A 23,806-nucleotide genomic window follows, 5' to 3' on the forward strand; every position below is an offset into this window, starting at 1 on the left:
GGTGCCAGAACTTCAAAGCATGCGAGATCATTGATATCAAACAAGGAAGTGCAAGATGGCACAGCTGCTCGTGCGCAATCTTCCCGAGTCGGTGAAAGAAGAGCTTCGGGAGCGTGCCCATACAATGGGAGGTGTCTCGAGGCTGAGGTTCGGAAGATCCTTATCGACCTCGTTTCGGTCGGCCGCGCGGGCCAGTTATCGGGTGGATCGACAACAGTGAGCGTTTCCGCGACGAGCACGGGGGGGTGCGGACCTCCCCTTGCCTGAGCGGCAGGCTCCACGACTGATTGATTTTGAGTAGGAATGCCTCGATCCGCATGATCATTATCGACACAAACGTGTGGTCTGAGGCGTTGCGCACCGAACCAAACCCGACCGTTCTCAATTGGCTTCGCAACCACGCCGTTGAGGCGACACTCACCGCAGTCTCAGTGTTCGAGATGAGGTTGGGTGCCAGTCTTTTGGCGCAGGGATCCCGCCGCACCGACCTTGAGATTCAGATCGAGAGATTGTGTTCAGAGATGTCTTCTCGCACGCTGAGCTACGATTCCACTTCGACCATAGAGCACGCTAAATTCGCTGCGGCAGCCAGAGTCGGTGGTCGTGCACTCAGTTGTGAAGACGGCCAAATCCTGGGAATTGCAGCGGCTCACGGTTGCAAGATTGCCACCCAAAACGTTCGTGATTTCGAAGGATTCGGAATCCATATTGTTGACCCGTGGCGAGGATAGATCGCCGCCTCGCCGTGAAATCACCGGTTCCTGAAGTGGGGTTCACGCTTCTCTGCGAAGGCACGCATACCCTCTTTCTGGTCTTCTGTCGCGAAAGCTGCGGCGAACGCGTGACGCTCGAAACGAAGCCCCTCAGACAGCGGCATCTCCTGGGCTGCCTGCAGCGCGTCTTTCGCCGCGTACACCGCGAGCAGCGACTTTGAGGCGATCATTTCCGCGGTTTTGCGAGCCTCATCGAGCAGATCAGCCACTGGCACCACCCGAGCAACCAGCCCAGAACGCTCAGCCTCTTCAGCGCCGATCATACGCCCGGTCAGCACCATCTCGGCAGCCTTAGCCTTGCCGACCGCGCGCGGCAGGCGCTGCGAGCCGCCAAAGCCCGGGATCACTCCAAGGTTGATCTCGGGTTGTCCGAACTTGGCCGTGTCGGCGGCAAGAATAATGTCGCACATCATCGCAAGCTCACAACCACCGCCGAGAGCAAAACCAGCAACCGCGGCGATCACGGGGTGCGCATGCGCTCGAAGCCCTGCCAGCCGGGGAAGGGACCCCCAAGATACATGTCACTGAATCCGAGCTCGGCCATCTGTTTAATGTCAGCCCCGGCAGCGAAGGCTCGCTCCGAACCGGTGATCACAATCGCACCAATCTCGGTGTCGGCGTCAAACGCCAGCGCTGCTTCAACAAGCTCAGTCAGAAGCGTGGAGTTGAGCGCGTTAAGCGCGTCCGGGCGGTTCAGGGTGATGTACCCGACGCGGTTCTGCACGTCAGTAATGATGCTGGTGTATTCCGACATTGGTGTCCTTTCGCTAAGGTCTCCCCCACGCTACACGGGGTTTGTTAGGCGGCGTCTGCGGCACGAATCGTTTCGATAATGCCGGAGAAGTCACGGTGAGCGCCCTCTCCCGCTGCGTAATCCGCATAGATTTCGCGCGCGAGCAGTCCGAGCCTCGCGTCGACACCTGTCAGCTCGATCGCTTGCTCGGCGAGGCCGAGATCCTTTGCCATGAGGAAGCCCGCGAAGCCGGGCTCGTAGTCATGATTGGCGGGGCTCGTGGGAACCGGACCCGGCACGGGACAGTTTGTGGTCAGCGCCCAGCACTGCCCCGAGGCGTTACTCGCAACATCGAAGAGCGCTTGGTCAGAAAGCCCGAGCCTTTCAGCCAACACAAAGGCCTCCGCCACGGCGATCTGGCTCACCGCGAGGATCATGTTGTTGCACACCTTCGCAGCCTGGCCGAGACCGGTTCCGCCGCAGTGCACGATCCGACGGCCCATCACGTCGAGCACGGGTTTCGCCTCGAGAAAGTCACGATCCGCTCCACCGACCATGAACGCGAGTGTGCCGTTCTCCGCACCGACAACTCCGCCCGACACGGGAGCGTCGAGCGCGCGATGCCCAGCAGAAACCGCCATCTCTGCGGCCGTCCGCGCCTCATCGACGGCGATCGTCGAGCAATCGATAAACAGGGTTCCTGGCGTGGCGGCGTGCAACAGCCCGGGCTCACCGGATGCGGAGTCACCGTAGGCCACAACCACATCACGACCATTCGGCAGCATCGTGATGACGATGCTCGACGCGGCAACTGCTTCAGCGGCGGATGCGACGATTTCGACGCCGGCTGCCTGCGCCGCCTCAAGGGAGGCCGGAACAAGATCAAAACCGAGCACCCGGGTGCCCGCTCGCACGAGGTTGGCCGCCATGGGGCCGCCCATGTGGCCCAGTCCAATGAAAGCAATCGTGATCATCGTGTGCCTCCCTGTTGTGGGTGATCGTGCAGAAGCGTGCGTCCGATGATTGAGCGCATGATCTCGTTGGTGCCCTCCAAGATCTGGTGCACTCGCAGGTCCCTCACCACCCGTTCGATGCCGTACTCGTGCAGGTAGCCGTAACCGCCGTGCAGTTGCAGGGCCTGGTTTGCGACTTTAAACCCCGCATCGGTGGCGAATCGCTTCGCGAGTGCGCACGCAGCAACGGTGTCCGCTGCGCCACTGTCGAGTTTCTGGGCTGCCCGCTGCAGCAAACTCCTCGCGGCTTGCAGATCCGTCTCCATGTCAGCGAGAGCAAACACGACCGACTGGTTTGCCACGAGCGGTGCCCCGAAGGCCTGCCGATCCTGCACGTAGCTGAGTGCACGCTCAAAGGCCCACTGTGCCCCTCCTAGCGAGCAGGCGCCGATATTCACGCGGCCACCGTTCAGTCCCCTCATCGCGATTCTGAATCCGTCGCCCTCATGGCTCAGGCGGTTGGCCACGGGAACTCGCACGTCCTCGAAGTGCACCTGCCGGGTGGGTTGCGCATTCCACCCCATTTTGTGTTCGTTCGGCCCGAAACTCATGCCGGGTGTGTCTTTCGGTACGACCACAGCACTGATTCCGTGCGAACCGGCCTCACCCGTGCGCACCATGACAAGGTAGACAGAAGTCGAGCCAGCACCAGAGATGAACTGTTTTGTGCCGTTCAGCACATAGTGGTCTCCGTCGCGGCGCGCACTCGTTGAGATTGCGGCTGCATCGGACCCAACTTCGGGTTCAGTCAGACAGTAACTTCCGAGATCCTCCATCGAGACCAGACCCGGCAGCCACTTTGCGCGCTGTTCGCTGTTGCCAAAGGCGTCGATCATCCAGGCCACCATGTTGTGGATCGAGATGTACGCGGCGACCGCCGTATCGCCCTTCGCCAGCTCCTCGAAGATGGCAACAGCGTCGGCCCGAGACAGGTCAGAGCCGTATTCCTCGCCCACGTAGATTCCCCCCAGACCGACTTCCCCGGCTAGGCGCAGCGTTTCGATCGGGAAGATCTTCTCCGCGTCTCGCTCTAGCGCGTAGGGGGCGAGTTCTGCCAGGGAAAAATCTCGAACCGCCTGTACAAGTGCGCTTCGCTCTTCTGGTGACGTGCTGTTCATGGCTACCCTGCCTTCTAGCTTGAGTCTATGGGTTACACCACCTAAGCCTCAACGTGCCGTTCTTCGACGCCATTGTAGGCGGAGAGTGGGCGGATCAGCGCGTTCGATGCGGCCTGCTCCATAATGTGCGCCGTCCAGCCGGTCACGCGCGAAGCGATGAAGAGCGGCGTAAACGTCAGCGTGTCAAACCCGATGAGGTTGTAGGCGGGACCGGAGGGTAATCGAGGTTAGGATAGATCCCCTTACGAGCCACAAACTCACTCTCGAGCTTCGCGTAGAGCTCCGCAACATCGGGACGATCGAAGTGGTCAACCAGGGTATCGAGCGCCGCCTTCATAGTCGGCACTCGCGAGTCCCCGTTTTTGTAGACGCGGTGACCGAATCCCATGATCTTTCGCTTCTCGGCGAGCGCTTTGTCGAGCCAGTTCTCAACGTTATCAGCCGAGCCGATCTCGTCCATGATGTGCAGCACGGCCTCGTTTGCTCCGCCGTGCAGCGGCCCCTTGAGCGCACCAATCGCCCCGACAACCCCCGAGTACAAGTCCGAGAGCGTAGAGGTGATCACACGCGCGGCGAAGGTTGAGGCGTTAAATGAGTGCTCCGCATAGAGGATCATTGAGCGGTTGAAGGCGTCTACGACGACAGAATCCGCCTCTTCACCAAAGGTCATCCACAAGAAGTTCGCCGAGTAGTCGAGGTCATCTCGCGGCTCAACCTGGTCGAGCCCGCGCCTGCGACGCTGCCCGTAGGCAACGATTGCTGGCAGCGCTGCGTACAGCAGGATGCTGCGCTGCAGGTTCTGCTCGGGGCTACCCGAAGCGTCGAGCACTGATCCTGAACCACCCATGTCGCACGCGCCGATGACGCTGACGGCGGTGCGCACCTCGTCCATCGGGTGTGCATCGAGCGGCAACAGATCGATAGCCGCACGCACAGTTTCGGTGAGGGCGCGGTGCTGACGCTCCTCCGTGCGTAGTTCGGCAAGCTGCTGCTCCGTCGGCAGTTCACCGTTCCACAGCAGGTACGCGACGGCCTCGAACGGCTGCGACGCGGCGAGTTCTTGCACCGGGTACCCGCGATACAGCAGGCTGTTGCTCTCGGGTTCACCTTTGAGACCGCGGTGTAGTCAACGACGACCCCAGCGAGTCCCTTCTTGATTTCGATTTCAGTCATGTCAATTCCTTACTTGGCAACCTCAAAATTGAAAACGCTTGTATCAAAGTGGTTGTAGCCCTCGTAGTCAATGAGGTCGTAGAGTTCTGCGCGATGCTGCATCTCATTGAGTTTGCCGGTGAGGTGCCCCTCTTCGTTGAGCGTATCGAGCGCCCGACCGGTCGCACCCATCGCAATGCGCAGCATCGAAACCGGCCAGATCACAATGTTTACGCCGACATCAGCCAACTGCTGCGACGAAAACAGCTCGCTCTTGCCGAACTCGGTCATGTTCGCCAGAATCGGTACGTCAAGTGCAGCCCGCATCGCCGCAAACTCTTCAAGAGTCCGCATGGCCTCAGAGAAGATCGCATCTGCCCCCGCGTCGACAAGCGCCTTCGCGCGATTGACAGCGGCGTCAATCCCAGCTTGCCCTTCTTGTGTGGCACGTATGTCAGTGCGGGCCATGATCAGGAAGTTGGGATCGCGGCGCGCATCAACCGCTGCGCGGATGCGTTTCAGCGCCGTGCCCTCGTCAACAACCGCCTTGCCATCAAGATGCCCGCAGCGCTTCGGGTTGATCTGATCCTCGATGTGAGTGCCCGCAAGACCCGCGTCCTCAAGGGTTTGAATCGTGCGCGCAACGTTCATCGGCTCACCAAAACCGGTATCGGCGTCGACAATCGCGGGCAGCTCAGTCATGCGCGCGATCTGCTGTGCGCGCCCGGCGACCTCGGTGAGTGTGGTCAGCCCGATATCTGGCAGCCCGAGGTCGGCCGAGAGCACCGCGCCCGAAATATACACACCGTCGAAGCCCTTGCGCTCGATGAGCCGCGCGGAGAGCGGGTTGAAGGCTCCCGGCAACCGCAGCAGTTCGCCGCTCGCAAGCCGCTCTCGAAACAGTCGGCGTTTGTCTGCTGGAGTGGTGTGTGAGTACAGCATCAGAACAGTCCCTTCGGCGCGGCAACGGAGTCGAGTAGTCCGGGCTTTGCGATGATCGTGAGCTCATTCACCTCGGCGGCGGTCAACTCGGGTAGCCGCTGCACGAGCTCCAAGAAGCGCTCAATTTCGGCGGCCTCAAGAACGGGCTCGGCAAGCAGGCGGAACTTCGCAATATAGTTCGCCCTCGCAAATGGTCGCGCCCCGAGCGGGTGCGCATCGGCAACGGCGATCTCGTCGACGACGGTCGACCCATCGGTCAGCGTGATCTCAACGCGGCCGCCGAATGCCTTTTCGTCGGGGTCAGTCGAGTGGTACCGACGCGTCCACTCGGCGTCCTCTGCCGTGCTGATCTTGTGCCACAGTTCGACGGTATCGGCGCGCCCCGCGCGCTCGGGGCGTACGAGCCGACGTGGTGCCAGCCGCCGTCTTGCAGGGCCACCGCAAAGATATACGGAATCGAGTGATCGAGTGTTTCGCGGGTCGCCTTCGGATCGTACTTCTGCGGGTCGTTCGCCCCGGAGCCGATGACGTAGTGGGTGTGGTGACTCGTGTGCAGCACGATGCTCGCGATGTTCGCGGGATCCCCCAGCTCAGGCCGCTCGTTGTGCAGCTTGCGCGCCAGGTCTATCCAGGCCTGCGCCTGGTACTCCGCCGAGTGCTCCTTTGTGTAGGAGTCAAGAATCGCGCGCTTCGACTCCCCGCGGCAGGCAGCGGAACCTCGTACGAGGCGTCAGGCCCATCAAGCATCCAGGCAATCACGCCGTCCTCGCCCTCGTAAATCGGGCTCGGTGAGGTTTGCCCGCGCATCGCGCGATCTACGGCCTCAACCGCCATCTTCCCGGCGAACGCGGGAGCGTGCGCTTTCCACGTCGAAATTTCACCCTTGCGGCTCTGCCGCGTCGCCGTCGTCGTGTGCAAGCCCTGCCCGACAGCCTGATAAACCGTCTCGACATCGAGGCCCAGCAGCGTGCCGATCCCGGCTGCAGCCGACGGCCCAATGTGGGCGATGTGGTCAATCTTGTGTTTGTGTAGGCAGATCGAACGCACAAGATCCATCTGAATTTCGTACCCGGTCGCGATGCCACGAACTAACGCAGCACCGTCTTTGCCCGCGTGCTGGGCAACGGCGAGGATCGGCGGAATATTGTCACCGGGATGCGAGTATTCGGCAGCCAAAAACGTGTCGTGGTAGTCGAGCTCTCGCACGGCGACACCGTTCGCCCAGGCCGCCCACTCGGGGCTCGTCTTCTCGGAAATCGCGCAGCCGAAAACCGTTGAGCCGGATCCTCCCCTCGAAACGGAATGCGACAGCGCCTGCGCCCGAGCCGACACAATGGGGGCCCGTGTAAGGGACGCCGCTGCAACGGAGGCGTTGTCAATGATGCGGTTGATGATCATGTCGACGACATCAGCGTCGACTGCGACAGGGTCGGCCGCAACCTCGGCGATTTTCCAGGCGAGCTGCCTCTCTCGAGGCAGCGTTTCTTCACTCTTGTACACACGAACGTGATGGTTGACAGTCATTGTGATCCTTCCCGGATTGACTCCAGAATCGAGGTGAGGGCATTGTGAAGATGGACGTGGGTGGCGTGGGCAGCGAGTTCGGCGTCTCCGTCGGCGATCGCCCGTGCAATGAGGTTATGTTCAGCCACTGACATTTGTAGGCGCGCGCTGTTATCTCGCGCCAAACGGCGCGCGCGGGTCAGGTGGGTGCGGATCGCGCGCAAGCCCTGAGTGAGGTAAGCGTTGTCGACGGCGACGTCAACGGCAGCATCAAACTCGGCGATCAGCGCGTAGTATGCGTCGATCGCACCTTCGTCATCGGCAACGGTCTGCTCGAAGGATCGCGCAAGCACACCAAATACGTCGCGGTCCGGCTGCGTCGCGGCGATCCTCGCGGCCGTTTCTTCGAGGGCGCGGCGGGTCACAAAAAGCTTGCGAATATCGTCGGCATCGAAGTCGGTCACGACGGTGACACGAGGCGACTGCTGGGCGATCAGCCCATCAGCAGTAAGTCGCCGCATCGCTTCGCGCATCGGCGTACGGCTCACTCCAAGGCGCTGCGACTGCTCGACCTCACCGAGCACAGTTCCGGGCGGCAGGATCCCGCGCTGAATTTCGTCAAGAAGCGCCGCGTATGCCCGCTCACTCGCCCGCATCCGACCTCCTTTGACTCACCCCAATGTATACACAAAACAGGGATAAGTACAGCATCTCGCACATATCAGCCAATTATGTATACAGAAATTCGAAGCCACCCGGTTTTGGGAGGACTGCCGCCGACCACCAAGTCCGGCAATGACTACCACTTGCCGCCAGTTGCATCCACCGCACTCGACCACTGCGCAGTATCAGCTGGGCACAGATAACTGGTTCCGGTAACGGTGAGATTCATCAACCCGGTCGTCGCAGTTACACGCTGTTCCTCAGTCGCCCCCTGCAGAGTAGCCGCAATGATGGGGCTTGTGGCAGCATGCATTTGAACAGTTGATTCATTGATGTCGTGACCGTTCAGAATGGATGTTTCGCAAGCATTGAGCGCAAGAACCAACACAAGCGACTCGCCTTCCACACCCCATTCTCTTCCGTTCTGCTCAACGTGTGCGCGCGCCTCAGCTACGAGGGCTTTTTGCTCGGGCGTCTTTGCCGACAGCAGGTCATCCCCCACCGGCTGCTGCTGTTCCTTCATGAACTCATCGCGCTCTTCAAAGACGCCGTCAAACTTGTTAGAGTCGCCCTTATCCACATCCTGCTCGTTTGGCTCTGGGATAGGCCGAGGGTCGGGGATCGTTGTCGGAGCAGAGGCCACGCCCTTGCCATCACCCTGTGCCCCGTTCAGAAGCGCCACCGTGAGCGCGGAAGCGCCACCGAGCACAACGACAACTATCGCAGCAATCATCGTTATTGCTACTGCCGGTGATAACTTCCGGCGCGGAACCTGGTTCAAACTACTCTGACCTTCACCTGTGACCGCTTCACCGGCCTGGTAGTGCTCAGTCCACTGCTGGCCGTCCCACCAGCGCTGCCCGCCCACCCCATCCGGGTACCATCCGGCAGGAAAGGTACGACAATCTATTTCGCCCGGAGTTTCACTCATAGATTCAACCTACTGTGTCGCATCAACATTAGCGCGGTGTCGGCGCGGCGTTGCCTGGGGGTTGACCATGGCTTTGTTCACATGAAGATCTTGAGCAACAATGACACCAAAGCACGCCGCCCTGAATTTCACCGAGAAGCATCGCATATCGTCAAGATATCGAAATCTACAAACGCTCGGGCAACACCACGAGCTTCAGACTGAATACGTGTCAGTCATTACTCCCCCAAAACCTGCCCGCACTCACGTCGCGTATGAGCCAAGCACTCTCACGGTTCCGCGAAGCCGCGTCAGATACGCCCTTGCAACACTGTTCGGTGTATACCTCGCGATACTGATCTGGACAGTGCTCTGGGAACTAGAAATTCCCTGGATCGGTCACGCGTCCGAGCGCACACTCAAGCTTTTACCCTACATAGCCACCGGGTCTGCGGGGGCCAACCAGCCCAGTGAGGTCATGCTAAATATCGCACTGTTCATACCCTTCGGCATATATCTGCGGTACCTTGCACCGAACTGGTCAGGGGTCTGGCATCTGAGCATCATCGCGGGAACCAGTTTGTCGTTCGAGGCGATCCAATATCTGCTTGCGATCGGTGCGACAGACACGGCAGACGTGATAAACAACACACTGGGTGGTTTGATAGGTGTCGCGCTTTGTCCCTACATACTCCGCCTATTCCGCAGACAGAATGATGTCCTGCTGCTCAGAATTATGCTCATCGGAACAGTGGTCGTACTCGTCCTTATCACGGTGTATATGTTCGGATCACAACTGCACCAGAGCGGAACCCACATGCCTCTCCCGCTGTCACGCTAGATATCAGAGATGATGATCTTCTTCATCGGCATCAGATGTTGAAACGCGTTTGGTCGCTCCATGAGCTCTCCCATGTTTTTGGGCACGATCTGCCAGTTCATGCCAAAAGCATCGACGAGCCAACCGCACTGCTCCGCCGCTGGAACGGCTGAAAGTGCCTCCCACAGTCGATCAATCTCGGCTTGATCTTCGCAGCGAGCCTCAAGCGACATACCGCAGGTGAATGAAAAGTCTTGTTCAACGCCCGAATCCATGGCCATAAACCACTGTTCTCCAATTCGAAAGTCACTGAACATAACGGCGTCCTCGTTCGCAGGCCCCGTTGGCTGGCCGTACGGCACACGCTGACCCAGTTCCGTATCTTCAAAAACCTCAAGATACCGGTCAACCGCGGCAGCCGCACGATTTTGAACCGGGCCGCCAAACATGAGTGCAGGAATCAGGAAGGGGCGCGGATCCCCCTCTGGATCAGTCAGCATCAACTGCCAACTCACCCCGTAGCGATCCTGCACCCACCCGTACCGCGCACTAAACGGATACTCCTGTAAGGGCATCAGTACCGATCCACCGTCAGCAAAAGCCTCCCAGATCGTGTCAAGTTGTGCGCGAGCGGCAACCGCATCTCCATCAAAATCGAGCGGATCAAAGTTCAGCATCAACGAAACAGAGGGGTTTGGTGCAAACTCATCACCCGCGTTAATAAGAGTGATCCGCTCACCGTCAATGTCGACACCAACCGTGAGCGGTTCTCCAGCAAGACCCTGCTGGAATTCAAGTAACCCCTCAAACGGGTATCGTGATTCGACCCACGATCGAGCATTCGGAAACACCCCCGCATAAAAAGCACCCGCCTCTTCGGCGTTTCTGTTCGACCATATGTTCGTGACGATCTTCTGCATGATGTTTCCTTCCGCACCAAACACACCGTTGCGCATCTCCCACAGTATCGACCCAGCACAACTGCTTCGCAAGACCAAAAGAGGGGCTTGCCGTGAGGATGCTGTACGCGGAGAATAAGACACGTCGCCGAGTTCGGCGCATTCGGCAAAAGGAGCCACCATGTCAATCCATCTGAATCCTTACCTCAGTTTCCGCGGAAACGCCCACGAGGCAATGGAGTTCTATCATTCAGTCTTTGGTGGCAATCTCATCCTGAACCGCTACGACTCGATCCCGGGTGTCATGGGCGACGGAGACGAGGGATCCAAGATCATGCATGGCCAACTTGACACCCCGAACGGCCTCACACTCATGGGAGCAGACATGCCCGACAGCATGGCTGACGCACCCGACGTGAGCGTCGGCGGCAGTTCCGTCTGTATCTGGGGAGACGACGACGAGCAGCTTCGGGCCTACTGGACCGCGCTTTCGGAGGGAGCGGAGATCCATATGCCCTTCGAAAAGGCCCCCTGGGGTGACACGTTCGGCGACCTGCGCGATCGTTTTGGCGTGAACTGGATGCTCAGTCTGTCTGACGGTTCTGCTGAATAGTTCTTGAGCTCGGGATCAGCAGCACCGCCGCTCACGGGCCGCTGCAATTGTGAGGACCCCGTTTTCAACCGGATTTCTGCGCCTAACCAGACGGCTGTACAAGCAACTAGTTGGGCGAAATCACTTAGACACAGAAAATAGGGCGAGATTTAGCGGGGGTGGGTGGACGGCCGGTCCGCTGGAGCACCGCTTCAAGAGCGCAACCACTCCGCGAACGTCTGCGTCGTGAGCTGTGCGTCCGGACCGGGAAGGATCGCACCGTCACGCAGCGCGCGACCGAAGCCTCCAGGCAGTGGGAACTCGACAACCCGACCAGGAGCCCCCGTCTTCTTCCACCATGCGCGCGTCAGTTCGACCATGCGTTCCTCCCGCGGGCCAGCAAGATCCCGAGCATTACCAACAGGTCCACTAGCGACCAACCCCACGAGCCGCGCAGCGACATCCGCGGCGGACACCGGCTGGGAGCGGATCGCAGGAACAACCACCAGCGGTCCCATGCGAGTCGCAACCTGATGCGCAAAGTCGAAGAATTGCGTGGCGCGCAGGATCGTCCACGGAATTTCTCCGGACGAAACGAGCCGCTCCTGCAGCGCTTTCCCCGCGTAGTACCCGTGCGGAACACCAGCAGCACCCACGATCGACAGGGCAATGTGGTGCCCAACCCCGGCTTCTCGCTCTGCCCGAAGCAGGCTCGAAGTGGTGCGCTCGAAGAACTCCCGCGAGCGCTTCGCAGAGGTGGTCGAGGTCCCACAAACATCAACCACGACGTCGACCCCAGCAAGATTAAGACCGACCCCGCTCTCAAGGTCAACGCCGTTCGTCCTCGACAGCACAAGCACCTCGTGCCCCGCATCTGTAGCCACCCGCACGATGTGCTTGCCGACCACACCGGTACCACCAGCAACTGCGATTCTCACGGTGTTCCCCCGTCCGATTCCGCACCACCCCCGAAACCGAGCCTAGCCAGTTCCTCGTCAATAATGAACGCATAAAGATCGCCAGGAGAAGCCACCATCTGATTGAACTGGCCAAACACCTCAAATGAGATCGCCCCGTGCAGTCGCACCCACGACTCGACACCAAGCGCTACAACCGGTTCAGGAATCTCGGGGCAGTAGTCACGCTGCAACTGCGATACGGCACCCCCAGCCTCGCGCAGAGCAGGCGTAACGAGCGGACGAACCCCCGAAGCATACGCGTCACCGAGTATCCCAAACAACACCGTCCCCACCCTCGCGGCGGAAGGAACGGTAATCTGTGGAGCCGCATAACCCGGAACCGGAGAACCATAAATAAGCGCGTACTGATGCGGGTTCTTAAGAGCCCAAGCGCGCATCTCTTGGGCTGTCCTGGCGAACCGCTGTCCAAGATCACCCCGATCAACGAGCCGTTCAGCAGCCTCCGCGTGCACACCCAGGTCGTCGTAGGCCTCGAGGATCAAGACCGTAAGCAGTGCGTCCCTACTTTCGAAGTAGCGATACACCGCCGAAGAGACCAGTCCACACTCCCGCGCAATAGCACGCAACGAGAGCGCCGCGGGCCCCACTTCTCGGAGGTGACGTCGAGCAACGCTCAGCAATTCACGCTTTGTCCGCTCACGTGCGAGTTGACGCGGGGTCATTGCTCCAGCTGCCACCTCGGGTGTGCTCACGGATTCCATTCTGCCTCCACCATAACTCCCTTAATTCGAGAGAGCACCGCTCTTGCAATTCCCACAATCATAACCTACCATTGAGAGAGCACCGCTCTCTCAATACACGAAGGCATCATGACAACCACACCTCACCATCTCATTCTCGGCGCAGGTCAAATTGGCTCCGAACTCACCCGACAGCTCCTCAAGCGAGGCGACACCGTAACGGTCGCGTCACGTCGAGGCACCAACATACCGGGCGCAAAAGCAATCACGCTCGACGCTTCCGACGCCACCGCACTGGCCGCGGCACAGCGGGACACAACAACGACCTTCGTCTGCACCAACCCACCCTACAAAAGCTGGCCCGCCGAGTGGCCGCCCGTATTTACGGCACTCATCGCAGCTTCGCAAGTTTCGGGATCGCGACTCGTACTCATGGGAAATCTTTACGGCTATGGAAAAGCAACGATGCCCATGACCGAGCACACCCCTTTCCGCCCCGCAGACACCAAGGGTGAGGTCAGAGCTGAGGGCTGGCAGCGCCTTCTCCACGCTCACGAACGCGGCAACCTCACCGCGGTGGAAGTGCGCGCGAGCGACTACATTGGCCCCAACGCAAACGAAACCTCGCACGTTGGAAAGCGATTCTTCACACCAATCCTCAACTCGAAATCAGCAAGGGTTATCGGCGATCCTCAGCTCCCCCACTCGTGGAGCTATCTACCCGACATCGCATCGACTCTCATCGCCGCGGCAAGCATTGAGGATCGTGACAGCTGGGGACGCGCCTGGGTCGTTCCGAGCACCACTCGCAGCCGCATCGAAATCGCCGCAGACATCAACGCAGCGTTCCACACAAACGGGCGAGCCACCAGACTTCCGAGCGCATTGCTGAGCCTCGCCGCCGCATTCGACGCAAACCTGCGAGAGGTTAAACGCAGCAGCTACCAGTTCGAGATGCCGTTTGTCATCGACTCCACCGAGACCGAAAAAGCGCTCAAGGTACGGGCGACCGATTGGACGGAAGTCATCCGCACAACCGGCGCCTCTTACCTCGAGACCACAGCGAACTAGTCGCGCAGCTTCGCACCAAACGCGAGCTCGGCCGCCGCAACTCCGGCGAGTCGAGCCTCGCTCGCCTCTTCAGCCTTCAGTGTGCGATCGGGGGCGCGGAAGCGCAGCGCAAACGTCAGCGCTTTCTGCCCCTCCTCAATCCCGGTGCCGCGGTAATCGTCAACGATCCGAGCACCCTCAAGTAGCTCACCAGCACCGGCCTCAACGACCGCGAGTACATCGCCCGCGGGCACGTCAGCGGCGAGAACCAGCGTAAGGTCTTGCGTCGCCGCGGGGTAGGTCGACAGCGGGTGCGTCTCGGGCTCGCGCGCGGCAAGCTCAATGAGGCGATCAAGGTCGAGCTCGAAGGCAGCAACACGACCCGGCAGGTGGTGGTCAGCAACCAGCTCGGGCAGCAGTTCGCCGGCAACGCCGACTACTTCGAGGCCTCCCTCATCAGTATCGACGTCGCTCGCAACCCGCACACACAGCTCAGCGGTGCGGCCCGGGTGGAACGCGCGATGCACACCTTGGCGCACCACAAGCTCAGCGGACACAGCACCGGCAACAATGCGGGCTGCGTCAAGCGCGTCAGCCCAGTCCGCGGTACGCGGGGACTCACCCGGCTGCTTGGCAATCGCATCGCCAAGCAGCAGACCAGCGGCGCGAAGCGGCTGGGCAGGGATCGAAGCTTCGAGCTCTGCAAGCACCCCGTCAGACGGCTTCTCCGCGAGCGGAGGCACCTCTGAGGTGCCGATATCCTCTGCGGAAGCAAACGGCACATACACCGCACCAAACTCAACGAGCGAGAGGTCGGTCAGGCCACGCGACACATTGCGCTGTGCCGCAGCCACGAGGCCGGGCAACAGCGAGCGACGCATAAAGGGAGCCTCGCCGTCGAGCGGGTTCGCGAGCCGGATCGCGGGCAGAGCACCCTCGACAGCCTCAGCCCCAACACCAAACGCATCGAGCTGCGCGCGCCCCACAAACGGGTAGCTCTGCACCTCGTCAAGCCCGGCAGCGGTAATCACGTTTGCGGCACGACGGCGAAGCCGCTGCGCGCGCGACAGGCCGCGGCCAGCGGGGCCACAGGAAGCAGCGACGGGATGCGGTCGTAACCGACGATGCGCGCAACCTCCTCAATCAGATCGACGTCGCGCACCAGATCGGAACGCCAGCTCGGCGGAGTCACGAGCAATTCACCGGCAGCCGACTCTGCAACCGTGCAGCCGATCATCTCGATTGCAGCACGAGACTCCGCATCGGTGTAGTCAGCGCCCATGATCCCGTTGACGCGCGCGAGTGACAACCGAATCTCGGTGGGCTCCCAAGGCGCTACAATTTCGGTGCCGAGCGAATCCGCGGTGCCGCCAGCGAGGGACACGAGCAGATCCACCATGCGCTGAGCGGCCGCGCGTGCAACCAGAGGATCAACGCCGCGCTCAAAGCGCTTCGACGCCTCACTCGGCAACTTATGGCGACGCGAGGTGCGCGCGATCGACACGGGATCAAACGTCGCCGCCTCGATCAAAATATCGGTGGTGGCATCGCTGGTCTTGGTCGACTGACCACCCATCACACCCGCGAGACCGATCACACCCGACTCGTCGGTGATCAGCAGGTCTTCGGGGTCGAGCTTGCGCTCCTGCTCGTCGAGCGTGACGAGGGTCTCGCCGGGCAGCGCGCGACGCACGGTGATGCCGCCCGAGAGTTTCGCGAGATCGTAGGCGTGCAGCGGCGACCCGAGTTCAAGCATCACATAGTTCGAGATATCGACGGGCAGCGAGAGAGCGCGGATCCCCGCTAGCTGCAGGCGCGCAACCATCCAGGCCGGGGTGGGGCGTGTGGCGTCGATCCCGCGCACAACACGAGCGATGAAGCCGCTCGCACCAACTCGGCCGCGAATTGGAGCCTCGTCGTTAATCGTGACGGGGAAACCGATCGCGGACACCGGCGTCACGGCCAGAGCGGGATCGCGGAAGTCTGAACCGGTCGAGTGCGCGTACTCGCGGGCAACGCCGCGGATCGAAAACGCGTAGCCGCGATCCGGAGTCACGTTGATCTCAACGGCGGTCTGATCGAGACCCAGCAGTGCAAGCGCGTCGGTGCCAACCTCAGGCTCGGAATCACCAACAAAACCGAGGCGCGACAGCACGATGATCCCGTCGTGGTCGTCACCGAGCGTCAGCTCGCGCGCCGACGCAATCATGCCGTCGGACACGTGACCGTAGGTCTTGCGCGCGGCGATCCTGAAATCACCGGGCAGCACAGCACCCGGCAGCGTCACCACAACCTTATCGCCGGGGCCGAAATTGTGGGCACCGCACACAATGCCGCGCACGTCTTCGCCACCGTCGGCGGCCTGCGATCCCGCAGGAGCGACCCGCACGGTGCACCAGTTGATGGTCTTGCCGTTTGACTGCGGCTCGGGCTCCTGAGTGAGCACCTCACCCACCACAACGGGGCCGGTCAGGTCAAAGCGCCGAATCGACTCCTCTTCGAAGCCAACGCGCACCAAATCTGCGTGCACCTGCTCGGGGTAATGTCGGCGGGAAGTGAGACGAACTCACCAAGCCAGCTGAGTGGTACGCGCATTAGACCAGGCCTCCGAACTGCGTGTTGAAGCGAACGTCGCCCTCAACCATGTCTCTCATATCGTTAATGTCGTGACGGAACTGCAGTGTGCGTTCGATTCCCATGCCGAACGCAAACCCCTGGTACTCCTCGGGGTCGATCCCGGCCGCCAGCAGCACCTTCGGGTCGGTCATGCCGCAACCACCCCACTCGACCCAGCGCGCGCCGCCCTTTGCGTTGGGCTGCCACACGTCCATTTCGGCCGAGGGTTCGGTGAATGGGAAGAAGTTGGGGCGCAGGCGAATCTTGGCCTCGGCACCGAACATCTGGCGCGCGAAGTGCTCAAGCGTGCCGCGCAGGTGTGCCATCGTGAGGCCGCGGTCAATCGCAATGCCCTCGATCTGGTGGAACACGGGTGTGTGTGTCGCGTCGAGTTCGTCGGTGCGGTACACGCGGCCTGGGGCGACAATGTACACGGGCAGCTCGGTGTTCGTGAGATTTTCACCGAGCAGTGAACGCACCTGCACTGGTGAGGTGTGGGTGCGCAGCAGTAGGTGACGGTCGGCCGGCTCTACAAAGAAGGTGTCCTGCATCGCGCGAGCCGGGTGGTCAGGATCAAAGCCGAGCGCATCGAAGTTGAACCACTCGTGCTCGATCTCGGGGCCGTCAGCGATCTCCCACCCCATACCGATGAAGATATCGGCGGCCTCGTCCTGCAACTGCGCAAGCGGGTGGCGAGATCCCGCGCGGCGACGCACTGGGGCCTCGGTCACATCGACCGTTTCGGCGATGAGGCGCTCTTGGGCCTCTTTTACTGCAAGCTCGTTCTCGCGCCCCTTGTACGCACCTTCAATGCGACCGCGGGCCTGGCCCATCAGTTTGCCGGTCGCAGCTTTTTCGTCCTTGGGGACCTCGCGCATACGGGCATTGAGCTGCGCGATAGCCGAAGCGTCTCCGGCGTGCTCGGTGCGCGCGGCCTTCAGTTCAGCGACGGATCCCGCGGCTGCGAAGGCGGCGAGCGCTGCCTCGACGGCGGCGTCAACAGCGGGTTGGGAGATGGGATTTGCTTCACTCACTGACACGGGGATCAATCCTACCGTGCAATAGCGGTACACTGAGATTTGTGAGCCAGACCACCCCGCAGCTTTCGCGCGCCCATCGGGTTGCGCGCGGCGGCGGCGGTGCTGGAATCGCCACACTACTTGCAGCTGCATCGCACGGACTTGCTGGCGGCAGTATCACCCTTCCCGCGGTGCTGGTCACCGCTTTCGTTGCGCTCCCTGTCTGCACCGTGTTTGCTGGTCGCGTCGGCTCCCTCTGGAGGCTATCTCTCGCGGTTATTGCTTCGCAATTCCTGTATCACTGGTCTTTTGCGGGCATCGCCGCAACGAGCGGCAGCAGCGCTACCTCTTCGGGAGAGGTAGCGCCTGCACACGCAGCACACCTTGCAACGGCGCAGGCGTTTGCGCCCGCCGCCGCAGCGGACTCAGTGATGTGGACCTTCCACGCGGTGGCGGCCCTCATGACGGTCGCAATTGTGCACCGTGGCGAGCGGGCTTTCCTCTCACTCATGGGCATGATCCGCAAAGCGTATACTCGCCCGCGTATCGCGCTCATAGCGATCGCTCATAGGCCAACACTGCTCTGCGAGCGCAGCCACAGCTTCGGTTTTTCCCACCGCCTGTTTAGCGCTGTATCCCATCGCGGGCCCCCGCTCACCGTCTAGCTTGTTCTGCTTGACACGAGAGAGCGAGCAAAACAACATCATTCTTCGTTCTCTAACGCATATCGCGAATACCCCGTCGTAGTTTGGGATCGCGAAATCTGAACCTGGCTGTACGCCGGAGAAAATTGGTGACCTTGTTTCACAACTTTTTTGGCCGAATCCTGGGGGCCACTGCGGCGATATTTATCGGAGGGACTGCTCTCCTTGGCGTGGCTTCTCCGGCACTTGCCCATGACGAACTCGTCGGCACCGATCTCCTAGCGAACGAGAGCGACGGCACTGTTCAGGCCCTCGAGCTCAGTTTCAGCAACAGCATCATTACCGTTGGCACTGAAATCATCGTGACTGGACCGGCTGACGCGAGCGCAAGCGATGGGAAGCCGTCTGTGGCGGGTCCGGTAGTGACGCAGCGACTCTTGCCGGATTTAGCTGAGGGAACATACACGGTTGCCTGGCGCGTGGTGTCAAGTGACGGCCACCCAATTGAGGGCGGGTTCGTGTTCTTCGTTGAGTCGGACGGCAGCGCCGATCCAGATCAAATCGCATCGATTGAGGATGATCCACGATCGGGCGACGATGAGGGCTCTTCGGCATCCGAAGCCACGAGTGACGAGGCCGGATCAAGCGGCATGCCCCTGGGCTGATAGTCGCGGTGTCGATCGGCGGAGCACTCGTGGCGGTTGGCGCTGTAGCCACGATCCTGATAGGGCTGCGACGCCGCGCACAAGCATTTGGCGCGAGTGATGCTGCCACCGATTCAAACGAGCACAACGCAGGAAACACAGATTCAGAGAACGAACGCTGAGGTCGGCACTCCGCGCCGCATGCAGGCATGTCTGCCGCAGCACATCTCACACACATTTTCACTACCCATTTAAAGGAACAATCCACGATGTTCAGCATTTCTTTCAAGTCCAACAACCCCAGCCTGCGCAAGACCACTGCAATCACCGCGGTTGCGGCGCTGAGCCTCGCAGCCCCGCTGCTCCTTGCTGGGTGCAGTTCGCAAGACACAGCCGCTACAAAAGCTGATTCGAACGCGTCGAGCGTAGACAACAGCAAGAAAGCAGATTCCGCGACCGAGGCGAAATCCCTCACCGCCGAAAATGCCTGGGCGAAGGCAAGCAAGGCCGACATGGTCGCGGGCGAAGGCATGACTGGCATGTTCGTGACGCTCACTAACTCAAGCGACAAGGACATCAAGATCACCGGCGGAACCAGCGATGTCGCAAGTATGGTCGAGCTCCACGAGGTGGTCGACGGGAAAATGCAAGAGAAAGACGGCGGCTTCGTCGTGCCTGCAGGCGGCACACTTGAGCTGATGCCCGGCGGGCTGCACATCATGCTGATGGGCATGGAGAAGCCGATCCTCGCTGGCGAAGATGTCCACGTGACTCTTGAGCTTGGCGACGGATCGACACTGGAACTCCACGCACTAGTCAAGGACACTTCCGGTGCAAACGAGGAGTACTCCGGCTCAGATGATGAGCACAGCATGAGTGATGAGCATGACTCACACTCCTCCTAAGTCGAAGAAAACCGGCTCTTCAATGGCGCCCGCTAATGCGGAGTCCCCGGCAGGCAAGTCACCTGCCGGGGACTCCCCCAGCATCGGTCGCCGCTCGCTGCTCACCGGTGGTGCGGTTGGAGTCGGGATCGGCACGCTACTCGGGATCGGCGGCACCCTCGGTCTGCAGGGTTCGCCCGAAAGCGTGAAACCCGTGCCGACACCCGGCGCCACCGATGAAGCCCTCAAAACTTCTCTCGGAACTGCGGGCAAGCGCACTGGTTTCGGGGGCGAGGCGTTGCCCTGCCACGGCTCCCATCAGCCCGGGGTCACGATGGTGCCCGGGGCACACATCAGGTACATTGCCTACACGCTGAAACCAGAGACTGATGCGGCGGCGCTGCAGCGCATGTTCAGGATTCTGACCGGAGACGTTGAGGGCCTCACTTCTGGCGCGGCCCCACTGGCTGATCCCGAACCCGAGTTGGCTGCCCGACCGGCGCGCTTGAGCATCACGATTGGCGTCGGTAGTGAGCTTGTACAACGCATCAACAAGGCCAAAGTGCCCAAGTGGTTGGGCCCACTACCCGCGTTCTCACGGGATCAGTTAGATGGCAGGCACGATGGCGGAGACCTGGTCCTGATATTGCAGGCCGATGATCAGCTTGCGGTAGCCCACGCCGCACGAATGCTCGAGAGGGACCTGCGCAGTTTCGCGGAACTGCACTGGGTACAGCAAGGGTTCCGGCAGGCACGCGGGTCCGAATCTACCGGGACTACTATGCGAAATCTCATGGGCCAGGTAGATGGCACAGTCAACCCCGACCCCAGTGACGATGACTTCGCCGGACTCGTCTGGTGCGATGGTAGTGGTGAGGGTGAGACGTGGTTAAAGAATGGTAGTGCACTTGTGCTGCGACGTACCCGTATGGAACTGGACACCTGGGACATGGTGGATCGTCCTGGTCGCGAGCAGACCATAGGACGCACCCTTTCTGATGGCGCGCCACTCTCAGGGGGCACAGAACACACTCCCTCAGATTTCGACGCCAAGAATGCGCTCGGTCTACCGGTCATTCCCACTTTCTCGCACATTAGGAGAGCGCGCTCAGAAGACCCTAACGAGCGGATCTTTCGCCGAGGAATGAATTACGACGACGGGCAGGAAGCCGGCCTACTGTTTGCCTGCTACCAACGCAACCCGTTGAAGCAGTTCGTGCCGATCCAGCAGCGACTTGATGAGCTTGACCTGTTGAACGAGTGGGTCACTCACACCGGCTCTGCAGTGTTCGCGATCTTGCCTGGGTTCAAACAGGGCGAACAACTCGGGGCCTCCTTGCTGGCCTAACAATACAAAACACGGCAATGCGCCCTCGCGGTTTACAGGAGGGCGCATTGCTGTTCACGGAGGCTGTTGAGCGTTTGGTGCTTCGCGTCGTAGCGATAGATGAACATCGCCATTGCTTCTGGGCTCATCCCGAAACAGCGTGACCACGCTTTGGGTAAAGCCCCTGACTTATCGACGCGAGCTTATAAGGGGGGCTTTAGCGTTTTGCAATTGCGTCTGGACATGAGCCGTCGTAGCAGCCGGTTTGGCACAAAAATAGCGACACCGACGACGGCAAGAACGCCTACAAAAACGAGTATCCACCATGGGAACGGAGATGTGGTCCTAGGGGAGAGGTTTTCAGCAGCGCTCTCTGGAACAGCAATTCTTTCTCCGCGCACCAGGAGTCGGTGCGAGTTGACGTTGATCGGGGTGCATGTGATGAGCGTTAAGTAGTCTTTGCCCGGAACAATCCTCAAAGCCGACAGGTCGTCAGGCTTCACCACAAGAATCTGATCGACTTTGTAGTACAGCTTTCGACCCACCGCGGTGACACTGAAAACATCACCTAAACGGGCCTCAGAGAGCTTTGTGAACATTGCTGCTTCCGGTATCCCGGAGTGTGCTGTAACAACGCTATGCGTTCCAGGCCCACCAACGGGCAGAGACGAGCCGAGAAAGTGTCCGACACCACGATCCAGCGTTCTAGCGCTCGTGCCGTGGTAGATGGGTAGGCTTATTCTCAATGACGGCATATCCAGTTGTGCCATTGAGTCCGTGCCAGGAACATTCAACTGACGAAAGTAGTCTTCTACAGCTGCCGACCCGGCCTCTGGCTGTGACGTCGTGTATGGGTCTTGCAGATCCCCGACGGGAAGCGACTGGTTGTAGTTTTCCGCAGCTGTCAATATTGTGGACTTTTCCTCTTCAGGTAACCCCTGCACCTTGTTAGCGTATGCGGCCAGAACACCACTTTGGGCGTTTGCAGTAAACCAAGATGCCGTCATTGGGTACAGCATCACACCTGCGCCCACAACTGCCGTGATCATCAAGGCAATCTGCTGCTGACGACGCGTCTTTGCCCTGCGTGCAGTTCGCGGTCCGCCTGCATGGTTCATTTTCACCTCCTCTTGAACGACCATGGTGGGAGCCGAGGATATCCTCAGCCCCACCACCGTGTGGACATCAGCACCCTGCATGCCGCAGAGGCGACGACCGTATGTTATGAGCCTTCGACAGATACCTTGCGGCGGCTGCGGATGACCATCAAAACGACACCTAGAAGGATCAAGGCGCCACCGCCGTAGAAGATACTCGTGCTCACGAGCGAGCCGGTGAACGGAAGTGTAAACCCGCCATTAGCCAGTGAGTTCTCGATGGAGTAGTCAACGACCGTATCGGTATTAAGGACTTCCACTTTGTACGGCTTCGCAAGAAGCTCGTAACCAGCCGGGGCCTTGGTCTCCACCAACCAGTAATACTGGTAGTTCGGATCGCCTGGGGCGACGACCGCTCCGTCATGCCAATCCGAATTGTGTAATCCTGAGATGGTAACCGTCCCATCAGCGGCGGTTGTCCAGGTATCGACCGGGGCACCCACCTTGGGAGTCACGGTTATGGGGTTTGTCTTCGCAAGAGCATCAGCCTCGGTGGCGAACACCTGGAACTCGGCTCCCTCCAACGTCTTATCAACCTTCGTCGTAGCGTCCAGACCATGCTTCTTCAATGTGACGTTGCCGTACTTCGTTTCAGCCGGGTTCGTGGGGGTCGGACCGCCAGGCTGTCCGGGCTGAATATCAAAGCTGGCCAGATTCGGGTAAATCTGTGCTGTGTTCACAATGTCACCGGCGATATTGATTTTCGTGTTGATAATTACCTTGACCTGAGCGGCAGCATTGGCAGTCTTAGCGGCCACAAGCTTCGCGAGCCCCGTCGTAGTGAACTGAATTGTGACGTCATTCGTCAACGCAGGAACACTCGGTGCAACAACAAGCGTGTAGTCGCCGCCCTCGGTCAATGTCGTGTCAGGGTTCGTTAGCGACACAGTCGCGCTGGTGTAGTCAAGACGCGTGTCGAGCGGGTCTACAATCTTGTATCCATCGATCGGATCTGCAACTGGAATGTTTCCAAGAATCGTCCACTTGATCGTGTCGCCGACCGCGTACTTCTGACTGTCTTCAACAGTCTTTGTTCCTGCTTTGGTGACAACGTTCTTTGGGTATACATGAACGTCGTAGAGCCAGGTATTCAGTCCACTCGGGTCGGTGATCGGGACTGTCACTAGGAATGGTTCGGCCGGTACGGCATCTGCTGGATATCCGGTCTCTGTCACCAGATACACACCCAACGGCAAGTTAGAGGCCGTCGCAAGACCGCCTCCGGCGGTAGTCACAGTTGTCGCGTTGTCTGAAGGCATTGTAGCTGCAGAGGTCGCGGTAAGGCTCTTCAGCGCAGTCCAACCCTCGTTCGTGGCGAGATCGTACGTTGTCGGGTCAATGCGCTTCAGCGAGAACGTTACACCATCCATCGCGACCAGACCCGCTGTCGCAGATGGAGGCAACTCAGTGCCATCATTGGTGAGGGTGGTCGTTGTGCTCGACCGCTCGAACTTGTGAATCACAATCGACCCCGTGGCACCGGGATCTGGATTCACGAGAGGGTCTGGTGCAGCGAGTGCCAGCGATCCTGAACTGAGCGCGAGAACCGCACCCATCGCCACGGCTACCCCTATTCGCATCATGTGTCGCTTGTTTAGTTGTGAAGACACTATACTCCTTTTGCTACTATCTGTTTCGGTTAGATACTCCTGCGAACCGCAAGAAGTCTTATTTACGAATGGATGGG

General features: G+C 60.1%; 21 protein-coding genes and 4 pseudogenes. 10 read left to right on the top strand and 15 right to left on the bottom strand.

The genetic code is table 11. The features are described from left to right. Positions 1-55 precede the first annotated feature (55 nt). Together G7066_RS17910 and G7066_RS09465 are read left to right on the top strand one after the other, a co-directional pair. Entirely contained in the window at positions 56-220 is a 165-nt protein-coding gene (locus G7066_RS17910) for a FitA-like ribbon-helix-helix domain-containing protein (protein ID WP_425280723.1), read from the top strand. Positions 221-317: 97 nt separating this feature from the next. Next, on the top strand, positions 318-731 hold the full coding sequence (locus G7066_RS09465) for a PIN domain-containing protein (protein WP_205881420.1): 414 nt from the start codon (positions 318-320) through the stop codon (positions 729-731). A gap of 20 nt (positions 732-751) precedes the next feature. Here G7066_RS09465 and G7066_RS09470 read toward each other — a convergent pair. From G7066_RS09470 to G7066_RS16180, 8 genes and pseudogenes are all read right to left on the bottom strand, one after another. Beyond that, positions 752-1,527, bottom strand: a pseudogene (locus tag G7066_RS09470) (enoyl-CoA hydratase). A gap of 44 nt (positions 1,528-1,571) precedes the next feature. Further along, a complete protein-coding gene (mmsB, locus tag G7066_RS09475) occupies positions 1,572-2,480 on the bottom strand; it encodes a 3-hydroxyisobutyrate dehydrogenase (protein ID WP_166330690.1) in 909 nt (302 codons plus the stop codon). Further along, positions 2,477-3,637: an acyl-CoA dehydrogenase family protein gene (locus tag G7066_RS09480; protein ID WP_166330692.1), complete on the bottom strand. Its 1,161-nt coding sequence runs from the start codon at positions 3,635-3,637 to the stop codon at positions 2,477-2,479. Before G7066_RS09480 ends, mmsB begins: the two co-directional genes overlap by 4 nt. Before the next feature lie 41 nt (positions 3,638-3,678). Continuing rightward, positions 3,679-4,810 (bottom strand): annotated as a pseudogene (locus G7066_RS09485) (bifunctional 2-methylcitrate synthase/citrate synthase). 9 nt (positions 4,811-4,819) lie between these two features. Beyond that, complete coding sequence (gene prpB / locus G7066_RS09490) at positions 4,820-5,731, bottom strand: methylisocitrate lyase (RefSeq protein ID WP_166330694.1); 912 nt, start codon at positions 5,729-5,731, stop codon at positions 4,820-4,822. Beyond that, a pseudogene (locus tag G7066_RS09495) lies at positions 5,731-7,255 on the bottom strand (MmgE/PrpD family protein). Before G7066_RS09495 ends, prpB begins: the two are co-directional and overlap by 1 nt. After that, a complete protein-coding gene (locus G7066_RS09500; RefSeq protein ID WP_166330696.1) occupies positions 7,252-7,890 on the bottom strand; it encodes a GntR family transcriptional regulator in 639 nt (212 codons plus the stop codon). The pseudogene G7066_RS09495 and the gene G7066_RS09500 overlap by 4 nt, the downstream one beginning before the upstream one ends. Positions 7,891-8,033: 143 nt before the next feature. Then, the gene (locus tag G7066_RS16180; protein WP_244302887.1) at positions 8,034-8,828 is read right to left on the bottom strand and encodes a DUF2510 domain-containing protein; all 795 of its coding nucleotides are present in this window, start codon (positions 8,826-8,828) and stop codon (positions 8,034-8,036) included. A gap of 208 nt (positions 8,829-9,036) precedes the next feature. Here G7066_RS16180 and G7066_RS09510 point away from each other — a divergent pair, with 208 nt between their 5' ends. After that, entirely contained in the window at positions 9,037-9,648 is a 612-nt protein-coding gene (locus G7066_RS09510; RefSeq protein WP_166330698.1) for a VanZ family protein, read from the top strand. On the opposite strand, the gene G7066_RS09515 is transcribed toward G7066_RS09510, so the two are convergent. Further along, on the bottom strand, positions 9,645-10,583 hold the full coding sequence (locus G7066_RS09515) for a VOC family protein (protein ID WP_244302888.1): 939 nt from the start codon (positions 10,581-10,583) through the stop codon (positions 9,645-9,647). The two genes, G7066_RS09510 and G7066_RS09515, sit on opposite strands and share 4 nt — an antisense overlap. A gap of 124 nt (positions 10,584-10,707) precedes the next feature. On the opposite strand from G7066_RS09515, the gene G7066_RS09520 reads away from it, so the two are divergent. After that, positions 10,708-11,139, top strand: a complete 432-nt coding sequence (locus G7066_RS09520) for a VOC family protein (RefSeq protein ID WP_166330700.1) — start codon at positions 10,708-10,710, stop codon at positions 11,137-11,139. A 191-nt stretch (positions 11,140-11,330) separates the two neighbouring features. Here G7066_RS09520 and G7066_RS09525 read toward each other — a convergent pair whose 3' ends face one another. Beyond that, a complete protein-coding gene (locus G7066_RS09525; RefSeq protein ID WP_166330702.1) occupies positions 11,331-12,056 on the bottom strand; it encodes an SDR family oxidoreductase in 726 nt (241 codons plus the stop codon). Further along, positions 12,053-12,790, bottom strand: a complete 738-nt coding sequence (locus tag G7066_RS09530) for a TetR/AcrR family transcriptional regulator (RefSeq protein ID WP_166330704.1) — start codon at positions 12,788-12,790, stop codon at positions 12,053-12,055. The genes G7066_RS09525 and G7066_RS09530 overlap by 4 nt, the downstream gene beginning before the upstream one ends. A gap of 117 nt (positions 12,791-12,907) precedes the next feature. Here G7066_RS09530 and G7066_RS09535 point away from each other — a divergent pair, with 117 nt between their 5' ends. Beyond that, on the top strand, positions 12,908-13,849 hold the full coding sequence (locus G7066_RS09535) for an NAD-dependent epimerase/dehydratase family protein (protein WP_166330706.1): 942 nt from the start codon (positions 12,908-12,910) through the stop codon (positions 13,847-13,849). Here G7066_RS09535 and pheT read toward each other — a convergent pair. Beyond that, positions 13,846-16,423 (bottom strand): annotated as a pseudogene (gene pheT / locus G7066_RS09540) (phenylalanine--tRNA ligase subunit beta). The gene G7066_RS09535 and the pseudogene pheT sit on opposite strands and share 4 nt — an antisense overlap. Then, positions 16,423-17,478 (bottom strand): phenylalanine--tRNA ligase subunit alpha, encoded by a 1,056-nt coding sequence (gene pheS / locus G7066_RS09545; protein WP_166332005.1) that lies wholly within the window; start codon positions 17,476-17,478, stop codon positions 16,423-16,425. Before pheS ends, pheT begins: the two are co-directional and overlap by 1 nt. 47 nt (positions 17,479-17,525) lie before the next feature. Between pheS and G7066_RS09550 the strand changes: the two genes are divergently transcribed. The 5 genes from G7066_RS09550 to G7066_RS09570 all read left to right on the top strand — a co-directional run bounded on the left by G7066_RS09550 (position 17,526) and on the right by G7066_RS09570 (position 20,983). Continuing rightward, the gene (locus G7066_RS09550; RefSeq protein ID WP_166330708.1) at positions 17,526-18,128 is read left to right on the top strand and encodes a hypothetical protein; all 603 of its coding nucleotides are present in this window, start codon (positions 17,526-17,528) and stop codon (positions 18,126-18,128) included. A gap of 209 nt (positions 18,129-18,337) precedes the next feature. Next, positions 18,338-18,772 carry a copper resistance CopC family protein gene (locus G7066_RS09555; protein ID WP_166330710.1) on the top strand — a complete coding sequence of 145 codons (435 nt, stop codon included), beginning with the start codon at positions 18,338-18,340 and terminating at the stop codon, positions 18,770-18,772. Positions 18,773-18,780: 8 nt separating this feature from the next. Continuing rightward, entirely contained in the window at positions 18,781-18,933 is a 153-nt protein-coding gene (locus tag G7066_RS09560) for a hypothetical protein (RefSeq protein WP_166330712.1), read from the top strand. Between the two features lie 87 nt (positions 18,934-19,020). Then, the gene (locus G7066_RS09565; protein ID WP_166330714.1) at positions 19,021-19,656 is read left to right on the top strand and encodes a copper chaperone PCu(A)C; all 636 of its coding nucleotides are present in this window, start codon (positions 19,021-19,023) and stop codon (positions 19,654-19,656) included. Beyond that, positions 19,637-20,983, top strand: coding sequence for a Dyp-type peroxidase (locus G7066_RS09570; RefSeq protein ID WP_244302889.1), 1,347 nt, complete (start codon positions 19,637-19,639; stop codon positions 20,981-20,983). The genes G7066_RS09565 and G7066_RS09570 overlap by 20 nt, the downstream gene beginning before the upstream one ends. A 182-nt stretch (positions 20,984-21,165) precedes the next feature. Here the strand turns inward: G7066_RS09570 and G7066_RS09575 are convergent, their stop codons facing one another. After that, the gene (locus tag G7066_RS09575) at positions 21,166-22,161 is read right to left on the bottom strand and encodes a class C sortase (protein WP_166330716.1); all 996 of its coding nucleotides are present in this window, start codon (positions 22,159-22,161) and stop codon (positions 21,166-21,168) included. A gap of 23 nt (positions 22,162-22,184) precedes the next feature. Continuing rightward, positions 22,185-23,729, bottom strand: a complete 1,545-nt coding sequence (locus G7066_RS09580) for a SpaH/EbpB family LPXTG-anchored major pilin (protein ID WP_244302890.1) — start codon at positions 23,727-23,729, stop codon at positions 22,185-22,187. Positions 23,730-23,806: the final 77 nt, after the last annotated feature.

This window comes from Leucobacter coleopterorum, assembly GCF_011382985.1.
Lineage (GTDB): Bacteria > Actinomycetota > Actinomycetes > Actinomycetales > Microbacteriaceae > Leucobacter > Leucobacter coleopterorum.